General features: G+C 39.8%; 7 protein-coding genes. 5 read left to right on the forward strand and 2 right to left on the reverse strand.

Annotated features, from left to right (window positions below):
• Positions 1–69: 69 nt before the first annotated feature.
• Positions 70–1,434 carry a branched-chain amino acid transport system II carrier protein gene (gene brnQ, locus TY49_RS18025; protein ID WP_041967300.1) on the reverse strand — a complete coding sequence of 455 codons (1,365 nt, stop codon included), beginning with the start codon at positions 1,432–1,434 and terminating at the stop codon, positions 70–72.
• Positions 1,435–1,834: 400 nt separating this feature from the next.
• On the reverse strand, positions 1,835–2,578 hold the full coding sequence (gene map, locus TY49_RS18030; protein ID WP_041967309.1) for a type I methionyl aminopeptidase: 744 nt from the start codon (positions 2,576–2,578) through the stop codon (positions 1,835–1,837).
• Positions 2,579–2,950: 372 nt separating this feature from the next.
• On the opposite strand from map, the gene TY49_RS18035 reads away from it, so the two are divergent.
• The 5 genes from TY49_RS18035 (at position 2,951) to TY49_RS18055 (ending at position 10,220) form a co-directional block, all read left to right on the forward strand.
• Positions 2,951–3,886 (forward strand): ABC transporter permease, encoded by a 936-nt coding sequence (locus tag TY49_RS18035; RefSeq protein ID WP_041967310.1) that lies wholly within the window; start codon positions 2,951–2,953, stop codon positions 3,884–3,886.
• Between the two features lie 84 nt (positions 3,887–3,970).
• Positions 3,971–4,798 (forward strand): carbohydrate ABC transporter permease, encoded by an 828-nt coding sequence (locus TY49_RS18040; protein WP_084135538.1) that lies wholly within the window; start codon positions 3,971–3,973, stop codon positions 4,796–4,798.
• Positions 4,799–5,009: 211 nt separating this feature from the next.
• Positions 5,010–6,665 carry a type 2 periplasmic-binding domain-containing protein gene (locus tag TY49_RS18045; protein WP_041967302.1) on the forward strand — a complete coding sequence of 552 codons (1,656 nt, stop codon included), beginning with the start codon at positions 5,010–5,012 and terminating at the stop codon, positions 6,663–6,665.
• Between the two features lie 197 nt (positions 6,666–6,862).
• Positions 6,863–8,716 (forward strand): sensor histidine kinase, encoded by a 1,854-nt coding sequence (locus TY49_RS18050; protein ID WP_198135649.1) that lies wholly within the window; start codon positions 6,863–6,865, stop codon positions 8,714–8,716.
• Positions 8,709–10,220, forward strand: a complete 1,512-nt coding sequence (locus TY49_RS18055; RefSeq protein ID WP_041967304.1) for a response regulator transcription factor — start codon at positions 8,709–8,711, stop codon at positions 10,218–10,220. The genes TY49_RS18050 and TY49_RS18055 overlap by 8 nt, the downstream gene beginning before the upstream one ends.
• The last annotated feature ends 525 nt before the right edge of the window (positions 10,221–10,745 follow it).

A 10,745-nucleotide genomic window follows, 5' to 3' on the forward strand; every position in this document is an offset into this window, starting at 1 on the left:
AATCCACTTCAAGAATTTAAAAAAATGATTACCGAAAAACAAAGAAAAGAAAAAGAACTGCAGAGAAATCTACAGTTCTTTTTGGTATTTTTTTACGGGTAAATGAGCTTTCGGCAAGATATAACCGATGACTGCACCTAGTAACGCGGGAATGATCCAGCCAAGTCCAATTTCGTATAGTGGAAGATGCTCTACATATATTGACGTAACAGAATTGAATAAAGAAATATTTGTATTTGGCAGATTAGTTACTAATGCGCTATAGCCATCAAAAAAACTCACGAAGAATGTCATCGCTATTGAAGCGGCGTATACGCTTTGCTTATTTCCGAAAACCGGTGATATCAGAGTTAATAAGATAAGGATGATCGCTAATGGGTACAGGAACATCAAAACCGGTACAGCAAATTGGATGATATTGTTCAAACCAAAATTTGCGATTGTGAAAGAAACGATGCATAGAAGAAGTACAAACCTTTGATATGAAACCTTTGGCAATAGATCATGAAAAAACTCGCTGCAGGCCGTGATTAGCCCAATGCTTGTTTTTAAACATGCTAGCACAATGATGATAGCTAGCAAAATGGAACCGAATGGACCAAAATAGTGTTTGGCGACCGCTGAAAAAATCTGTCCGCCATTCTCGAATGTTCCAATAGCCAATACGCTGGAAGCCCCCATATACGTTATAAGTCCGTATATCAGCATCATCAATGTCATTGCGAAGATACCTGATTTCAAGGTAGCCCTGGCAATATCCTTTGTACTGGTTATTCCTTGCCCTTTAATGACATTAATGACAACAATACCGAATGCCAGGGATGCAAGGGCATCCATCGTATTATATCCCTCTTTGAATCCTGTGATAAAAGCTAAGTTTGCATAAGCACCACTCGGTTCTCCAAAGCTGCCCATGGGCTTGATGACGGAAATCCCAATTAATAAAAATAAGAATACGAGAAAAGCGGGTGTAAGGTATTTTCCAATGTAGTCCATCACCTTGGCAGGATGCAGTGAGAAAAAGTAAACGATGGCAAAGAAAACGAAACTGAAAATCCCCAGCCACAAACCTGCTTGTCCTGGAGCAATGTAGGGTTCAAAACCAACGACGAACGGGACAGTGGCTGTTCTTGGAATCGCAAAAAAGGGTCCAATTGTCAAGTAGAGAACCGTTGCAAAGCCGATGCCAAAAATAGGGTGCACCCTGCTGGCTAAATCACGCAGGCCAGTACTTCCCGAAAGGCCAATCGCCAATATGCCTAAAAAAGGAAGGCCGATGGCTGTTACAAGGAATCCAATTAATGCTGGCCAGAAGTTTGTGCCTGCCAGCTGCCCTAATTGAATTGGGAATATCAAATTCCCGGCTCCAAAGTACATTCCAAATAGCATGGTTCCAATCAGGGCATAGGTTGAAAACGATATTTTTTGCTGCATATACACTTGTCTCCTCTTCTTGGTGTAGTGAATTCTGATTCAAGCTTTCTTCAGTTGGGTATGGAGGAATTTCTATAAAGAGGAAACCGTATAACTGTGCGTAATTGTATACGCAGAGGGCACGTTTCCAACTAGCTATTAGAAAGACAGGGAAAACTATGTTCAATCTATCACAAGAGAATTGAAACTAGACCCCAAAAGAAGAATAATACACACTACTATATATACTTACTCTTCACAAGTCAATAAAGTTTTTAGTATTTTTCGAATTAAAGGAAAGCATTTCAGAACAGAAGCAGGCTTGCAGCTGTCAGACTGGCTTTCAAGAAGGGGGAGCTGATTTCGAGCACAAAAAAAGAACCCTCGCAGCAGCAAGGGTTCCAATCGAAAGAAGTGCGTTCTATCTGGTAATCACAACCGGCCCGTTTTTAGTAAGAATGATGGTATGCTCACATTGAGCTACGAAGCTGTTTTCTGTTACATAGGTCCATTCGTCATTATCATTTTGAAAGACTTCTTCCTCACGAGTTGAGATGAATGGTTCAAAAGCGATGACCATTCCTTCTTTTAAAAGCTCGTCATCCCATGGCTCATGATAATTATAAATATGATCGGGTGCTTCATGGATTGTACGGCCGATTCCATGTCCGGTAAGGTTTTTGATAACTCTTAGTCCATTCTTTCTCGCAGTTGCCATAACTGCCTTGCCAAGTCCGCTCTTCTTCGAACCTGGTTTCGCTTTTTTCAAACCTGCTTCAAAGGCCTCGATGGCTGTTTCGCATATCTTGGTTAAAATAGGATCACCCTCGCCCACGACAAATGAGATTCCAGTGTCAGCAAAATAACCATTTTTAGAGCCAGAAACATCGATATTAACAATATCGCCTTCTTTGATCACACGGCTGCCTGGTATCCCATGTGCCACCTCTTCGTTCACACTTATACATGTATAGCCGGGGAAATTGTATTCTCCCTTCGGTGCTGAAATCGCCCCATGCTCTTCAAACAACCTGCCCGCAATATCATCAAGCTCCTTCGTGGTGATACCTGGTGTAGTCTTCCCAACTAATTCTTCCCGTATCAAGCCGACAATTCTGCCAATTTCTTTTAATCCGTTAAAATCTTCTTCTGTTTTCGCAATCATGATATATTCCTTTCCCATAACATCGATTTAAAAAGCCTACGATTAGAGTATCCTTTTTGAGGACGAAAATCCAACCTTGAGGTTTGTGGTCCATTTAAAAGGACTGCGGGCCTGTTTTTTTGTAAATCCTGCAGTTCCCCAACTCAAACTTTTATCCACTTCTATGAAAACGATAACAACATGATGGTATCAATATTTTGTTCTATAAACCTAAAACTAAAAAATTGGTACCATAAGCAAAATTCGATGGCTTATAAATGTAAGCCCTTTTTTTTATGATAAAGGTACAAGAAAGACAACAGCAACTAAGGTGGTGAAGAAATGGAAGTCAAGATTCAACAGCCAGTCGAACAACAAGTCAGTGACACCATAATGGTAGAGCCAACAAAAAAAGAAAAATACAAAAAAATTAAAAAGACAATCATTTCTCAAAAGTATTTGCAGGTGATGGCCCTTCTTGGTGTAGTTTGGATGTTCATCTTTAACTATATCCCAATGTATGGGTTGATCATCGCATTCAAGGAATACAGCATCATCAAGACAATCTCAGAAGCTCCATGGGTAGGATTGATGCAGTTTAAGGAATTCCTGCAGGATGAGAATTTCTGGATCGTCCTGAAAAACACTCTCGGAATCAGCTTGATTAAATTAATCATCGGGTTCCCGCTTCCAATCATATTTGCTCTTTTGCTCAATGAACTCACATCAATGAAGCTTAAGAAAGCGGTTCAAACAATTTCTTACTTGCCGCACTTCATTTCATGGGTTGTACTTGGAGGGATTTTGACAACTTGGCTCGCAGATATCGGTGTCTTAAACGATATTTTGCTAGGTTTAGGGTTGATCAGTGAACGTACGAATTTCCTTGCTTCACCTGATAACTTCTGGGCAATCGTCATTCTCTCAGATATATGGAAAGAACTTGGATGGTCAGCAATCATTTATCTTGCAGCAATTGCTGGTGTATCCCCAGAACTATACGAATCGTCTACGATTGACGGAGCAAATCGTTTCCAAAAGATGTGGCATGTAACATTGCCGTCAATTCGCCCGACAATCACAATTCTTTTCATCCTTGCTGTAAGCGGTGTCTTAAATTCAAACTTCGACCAGATCTTGATTCTGCGTAACTCGTTGAATGAAAGCGCCAGTAATGTAATTGATATTTATGTCTATCAGATGGGTCTGCAAAATGCACGCTACTCATATGCAACAGCAGTCGGTTTATTGAAAGCAATCATTGCCTTTATCCTGCTCCTGTCTGCTAACAAGATTGTCAAGAAACTGAATGGAACATCTTTATTCTAAGGGGGTGAGGTTGTGTTTAAACTTTTTAAACGGAACCGGCGAACAACAAGCGAATACATCTTTGACAACATTAACATTCTCATCATGCTCTTTATATGTGCCATTACGATCTACCCAATCTGGTATGTTCTCGTCAATTCACTGAATGATGGTGTTGATGCTATGAGAGGCGGGATTTACTGGTGGCCTCGAGAGTTTACATTAGAAAACTACAAGGCTGTGTTTGAAACACCGGGTATTGTCACATCATTTGGCGTAACAATTGCCAAAACGGTTATCGGAACAATCACACACGTATTCTTTACAGCAATGGTTGCTTATGCCATTTCGAGACGAGACCTTTACGGCAGGAACTTCTACATGCTGGTCGGTGTCATCACAATGTTTTTCAGCGGTGGATTGATTCCTTACTTCCTATTAATCAGGGATCTTGGATTGTTTGATAACTTCCTAGTATATATCATTCCAACAATGTTTAACTTCTTCCATCTAATCATCTTTGTATCTTTCTTTAGGGAATTGCCAACTTCTCTGGAGGAAGCAGCAAAGATAGATGGAGCAAATGACTTTGAGATTTTTATAAAAGTAATCATTCCTCTGTCAATGCCGGTTATTGCAACAATCGCATTGTTCCAGGGAGTATATCAGTGGAACGACTACTTTGCCGGAGTCATCTTTGTAAATAATCCAGACCTGCAGCCAATCCAGACGTATTTATACAAGGTTGTTGCTGAGTCCAGTTCAAATCAGATGATGACGAATGCAGCAGGATCGATTGCCACGAAGACAGTCACATCCCAGTCTATCAAACTGGCAACGATGGTTGTGACAACACTTCCAATCATGTTAGTCTATCCATTCCTGCAAAAGTACTTTGTAAAAGGAATGCTGATTGGATCAGTAAAAGGTTGATCTACTAAACTTCGATTTAAATTTTTCTTCACTGAAGAAATTTAAATAATCCAGGCTTCATTATTGATATGTCTTGCTTTATTCATGAAGGATACCCCCTTCTGACCTTGGGAAAGGCTGGTACTTAAGAAAAAAGCCTTTCCCGCTTTTTCAAAGCAGTGTACATTTAGTAATGTGGCCCAAAATAACACAAAAGAGAGAGGGTCAAAAAATGAGGAAAAAATTCTTTTCCAAAGGCTTTTCATTATTGCTTGTTCTATCATTGGTTTTAGCATTATTTTCAGGCTGTTCCAGCAAGACAAATGAAAACGCTTCCGATGAGAAAGAAGCAGATAAACCGAAGGCAAGTGCTGATGCACCTGGCTGGCAAGATAATAAGGATCCAATTACGTTTGACTGGTACGTTAACTTTTCATGGTTCGCGCATAAATGGGGCGACGATGCTGTTTCCAAATACGTAACGGATAAAACTGGTGTGTCAGTTAACTTTATCTCACCAGCAGGAAACGAAGCAGAGAAAATGAACACGATGATCGCTTCTGGCAAACTGCCTGATTTCATCACAATCGGCTGGTGGGAAGATGCAGTTAAGAAGATGATCGAAGGCGAGCTTGTCCTTCCATTAAATGAACTTGCAGATCAGTATGATCCATATTTTTATAAAGTAGCAGATGGAGCGAAAATCGAATGGTATAAGCAAGAAGATGGCAACACGTATGGCTACCCGAATGCTTCTTCTTCACCAAAGGATTTCGACAAATATAAAGACCTTAAGCCTTCTAACCAGACTTTCCTTGTTAGAAAAGATATGTATGAAGCAATTGGCAGCCCAGATATGAGCACTCCAGAAGGATTCTTGAAGGCTCTTGAAGCTGCTAAGAAGGAATTCCCTGAAGTGAACGGTGCTCCATTGATTCCATTTGGTTTGAATGAGTTTACTGATGTAGGTAATACTTCTCTTGAAGGTTATCTGCAAAACTTCCTGAATATCCCTATGGAGAAAGACGGAAAAGTGTATGACCGCAGCCAGGATCCTGAGTATCTTGCATGGTTAAAGACTTTCAGAGAAGCAAATGACAAAGGACTTCTTGCGAAGGATATCTTCATCGACAAGCGTCCACAAATGGAAGAGAAAATTTCACAAGGCCGTTACTTCGCAATGCTTTACCAGCGCAGTGACCTTGCAGCACAGCAGCACGCATTGTATGCAAAAGATCCTAATTCAGTGTATATCGCAGTTGACGGCCCAGCGAACTCTAACGGAGACGGCCCTGCATTAGCAGGTGACAGCATCTCAGGCTGGACAGTGACTTTGATTTCTAAAGACGTTAAAGACAAAGAAAGAGCAATTCAATTCTTGACTTATATGATTAGTGAAGAAGGACAAATGGACCTTTACATGGGTAAAGAAGGCGAAACGTATGACATGGTTAACGGCAAGCCTGAATTCAAGCCAGAGATATTGGACCTATTAAATAAGGACCGCGCAGCATTTGACCAGCAGTATGGAGCTTCATTCAAATACTGGATGCTTATGGATACAAACATGAGCCTTGCTTGGGCACCGCCTGCTTCTGAGCCATTCAAGCAAATGGAAGACTGGACGAAAGGAAAGACAGTCAGCTATGCTGAATTCGACGGCATCAGCCCGACTGGAACTTCTGCAGAAGGTGTAGCAGCAAGCAAGATTGCACAGGAATGGGGCAAAACTCTTCCTAAGCTTCTTTTAGCTAAATCTGATAAAGAGTTCGATAAAATCTTTGAAGGCTTCATGAAGAAACGTGATTCTTTCGGTTTTGAAAAAGTTGAAAAGTATCAGCAGGAAATCTATGAAAAGAACAAAGAGAAACTTGATGCAGCAAAATAAATAACTATGGAAAGACTGTTCCCTCTTGAAATTAATTTTCTTGAGGGGGCAGTCTATTCCTCTTTTTGCATACAGGCAAGAATCACTGCGTTTGAGTACACAAAATAACTTCATCAAATTGAAACACTTTACCACAATATTAATATTGAATATCATTTATAATTCTTTTAAGCGGACAAATGATGGATGTGAAAAATATGGATTTTCAAAAAACAATTAACAAAGCTGTAGATCGACTTTCCCTGCAACAAAAGCTTATTGCCTTATATATCCTTATTATCATTATTCCTATTATCATTTTCATTTCTATTTATTCCAGTAACGTGTATGACAGGGCAATCAATGAAATCAGGATTAAAAGTGAAAATGCTCTTGAAATCGAGAAAATCCATATTAAAAATAATATTGAATCAATGAGACGAACGGCTCAAATGGTCGTGTCTGATATAGAATTCATAGACTTTGTTAAAAGCAGGAACGAAGCAAATATTGATCAATTAATTGATTTCAGAATGAACGAGTTGTCGAATGTGACAAGGCTGCAGGCTAATAACCCAGCGATTGAAAATATCCGCCTGTATACCACCAATCCATATATAACCGAGATGTGGCCGATTCTCTTTAAAGAGGATCGAATCATGGAAAAGCCATGGAGAGAAGAGGTCATCAACAGGAATGGGATGGAGGTATGGTGGTTCGACCAGCAGACCGATGATGTCCTTGAAAGACTTCCATCGCAAAACACAGCGAAGATTTCATTGTTACGGGAATTGGATTACCCAAAGGATGAACATTTAGGCATCATTGAAATCAATATGTTCCTTAAAAACTTTTTCCCTAAGATGTTCGGAAGTGTACAGGACCCTGATTCGGTCTATGTGGTCATTGATAAGGATAACAACATGATCAGGAATTTCCATCACACCTACTTTGAAGACGAGGGAATTGATACTGAAGATCTGAAACTTAAATTCAACAAATCAAAACACGAAGGCACTGGCAGTTTTCAATTTGAAAACAATGAAACTCCGTATCTTGTCATTACTGCCTATATTGATGATTTGGATGCATACCTGCTGAATGTTATTTCCCTTGAAGGCCTTTATGCTGAAACGGCAAAGACTAGGAATGTTATTTTCAGCGGCATCATCTTCCTTGTTATTATTCTTTCTTTTGTCACCTATGTATTGGTTTTACTGCTACTGAAAAAAATGTACAAATTGAAAGATTCAATGAAGCAGGTAGAACAAGGCGATTTTTCTGTAGATGTTGAAATTGATGGACAAGATGAGATTTCTGAGCTGGCATTTCATTTCAAAAGTCTTCTTGGTAAGATGAATGGATTGATAGCCGAAGCTGTCAATAAGCAGGCAACCGCAAAAGAAACAGAATTAAAGGCGTTGAAAACCCAAATTGATTCGCACTTCCTATACAACACATTGGAAAACATCAAGATGATGGCAGAAATAGAAGGGCAGTACCCTATTTCTGATGCCGTGACTTCCCTTGGAGAAATGATGCGCTATAATCTAAAATGGAAGAATGACTTTGTAGTGCTTGATGAAGAGTTGAATTATATAAAGAACTATGTGGACATTATGAATTTGCGTTTGGATGGATTACTAACCTTGAATATTGATGTTCCCCAAGAATTACATGATCAGGAAGTTCTGAAGATGTCGCTGCAGCCGATCATTGAGAATGCCATTAAACATGGAATCATTCCAAACGACCAGAAAAACGAAGGCATCTTGCAAGTGAATGCGAGATGTTCAGAGGACTATATCATCATTGAGATCTTAGATAATGGTGTGGGGATGACAAAAGAGGAGTGTGAATCGCTCAACTTATCCATTCAAACAGGGGTAAAAAATCAAAAATCCGATTCTAAAGGTGGAAATGGCATAGGTATCCACAATGTGAATGAGAGAATCCAGCTTTACTACGGAACAGAGTATGGAGTGTTTGTTACAAGTGAGAAAGGCGAATTCACAATGGTGACTGTAAAAATGCCTTGTAAAATCATGAAAGGAGGAAGCCAAAGTGTATAAAGTTCTTATAGCAGATGATGAGAAAAATATCCGATTGGGTATACAGGCAATGATCAAGCGTGAATATCCAGATTTTGAAACATTCATTGCTTCAGATGGACAGGAAGCCCTTGATAGTATATTGGAAAATAAGCCTGATATCGTTATCACTGATATTAAAATGCCAAGGATGGATGGTATTCAATTAATCAAAGAGCTCCAGCAGCTAGAAGAAATTGAAACATCGATTGTGATCCTCAGCGGATACGATGATTTCACGTATGCCAAGGAAGCGATCAAACATAAGGTAAAGGATTACTTATTGAAGCCGGTAAACCGGGCGGAGTTATTCAATACTTTGAATACCATCATAGAAGAACTGGAAAACAGCCAGAAAATGACCTTCCAGCACCTGGATGATTATCGTGCGAGTCAACTGAATTACATTTTGCTTAATCCTAATATTCAACAAGAAGTTGTAGAAGATCTTTATAGGAAAATGAAAATAGAATCTTATCCGGACGGATACTATGTGGGAATCGTTCAGCTGGATGGAGATATAGATGGAGAGGACTTTCTTAATAAGATCAATGAGCTGCTCCATTCAAGCATTGACAGTATTCCATTTCTTGATAAAGACGGCCGAGTGACGATTATTACAGCAGACTTCGAGCAATTTTCCATTCTGAAAGAACAGCTTGGCAGGGACAAGCATTCGATTTTTACCATTGGAATTAGCGAAAAGGAGCAGGATATAAGGGAATTCAAAAAAACTTATGGCCAGGCAGCAACAGCGATCAAGTATCATTTCCTTTATCCGCGTCGTCAGATCATTTTATATGAAAATATTAAAGAGAAACCGGACGTAAACTCTCTCCCGGCTGACCTGATCAATAAAATTTCCAATATGCTAGGAACTGAACGTGAAATGGAAATTAAAGCAATCCTGAGACAGGTTATGGACTTTGATGTCATTGCTCACAGCAGCATCAACTATCTTGAAAACCTTAACATGGAAATCAATGAAACGATCTTTAAAGTTTTTTTCAAGCGGTTGGGGGAAGAATCTCTTGTAACGTTCGAGCTTTTAAATAAGATAGATAACATCTATAACTTTGAAAACTTCCATGAATACTTCCATGCCCTCGAGGATTTGCTAATGAGAATCCATGAATACAATAAACAGGTGAAAGCTGTGTATTCAGAGCAAAAGTACATGGACCGGGCAATTGCGTATATTAGGGAAAATTATCATAAGGATTTGAACTTGGCCGTAGTCGCCAATTACATTTCATTGAATTATTCCTATTTCAGCCATATGTTCAAGGAGTATATTGGACAAAACTTCGTCGACTACTTGAAAATGGTCAGAGTAGAAAGTTCAAAGCGGCTGCTGAAAGAGACAGATTTTAAAATATTGGAAATCAGTGAGATGGTTGGATACAAAAACCCTAAACAATTTGCGAGGGTGTTCCGGGATGTTGAAGGAGTTTCTCCAAAAGAATATCGGGAAATGAATGGATGAAGAGAGCTGAATTGGCTCTCTTTTTTCTGTTTTTTAAGTTGTTGATACATTTGGGCCCGTTTAACAAATTTCGAGCACAATACTGATTGCTCACTCTTTTATAGGGCTTCAATCTGTCTGAAGTCATCCCAGGTTCGGACAAAAGACTGTTGGTGCGGATTCAAATTGTCTGAAGTCACTCCGGGTTCGGACAAAGAATCGCCGGAAGAGCTTCATTTTGCCCGAAGTCACCCTAGGTTCGGACAAAAGCTCGCCGGAGAGGCTTCAATTTGTCTGAAGTCACCCCAGGTTCGGACAAAAGCCCGCCAGAGGAGCTTCAATCTGTCTGAAGTCACTCCGAATTCGGACAACAGATTGACGATGAGGCTTCAATTTGTCTGAAGTAACCCCGAGTTCGGACAAAGAATCGCCAGAGCGGCTTCAATATGTCCGAAGTAACCCCGGGTTCGGACAAAATCTTGCTGGTTCGGCTTCAATTTATCTGAAGTCACCCCAGGTTCGGATAATATCTTGTCGGTGCATCAA

This window comes from Mesobacillus selenatarsenatis SF-1 (genome assembly GCF_000813125.1).
Lineage (GTDB): Bacteria > Bacillota > Bacilli > Bacillales > Cytobacillaceae > Mesobacillus > Mesobacillus selenatarsenatis.

Coding starts and splice junctions, on each gene's coding strand:
- map (WP_041967309.1), bottom strand. CDS start 2,578: ATGATTGCGAAAACAGAAGAAGATTTTAACGGATTAAAAGAAATTGGC.
- TY49_RS18050 (WP_198135649.1), top strand. CDS start 6,863: ATGGATTTTCAAAAAACAATTAACAAAGCTGTAGATCGACTTTCCCTG.
- TY49_RS18035 (WP_041967310.1), top strand. CDS start 2,951: ATGGTAGAGCCAACAAAAAAAGAAAAATACAAAAAAATTAAAAAGACA.
- brnQ (WP_041967300.1), bottom strand. CDS start 1,434: ATGCAGCAAAAAATATCGTTTTCAACCTATGCCCTGATTGGAACCATG.
- TY49_RS18040 (WP_084135538.1), top strand. CDS start 3,971: ATGCTCTTTATATGTGCCATTACGATCTACCCAATCTGGTATGTTCTC.
- TY49_RS18045 (WP_041967302.1), top strand. CDS start 5,010: ATGAGGAAAAAATTCTTTTCCAAAGGCTTTTCATTATTGCTTGTTCTA.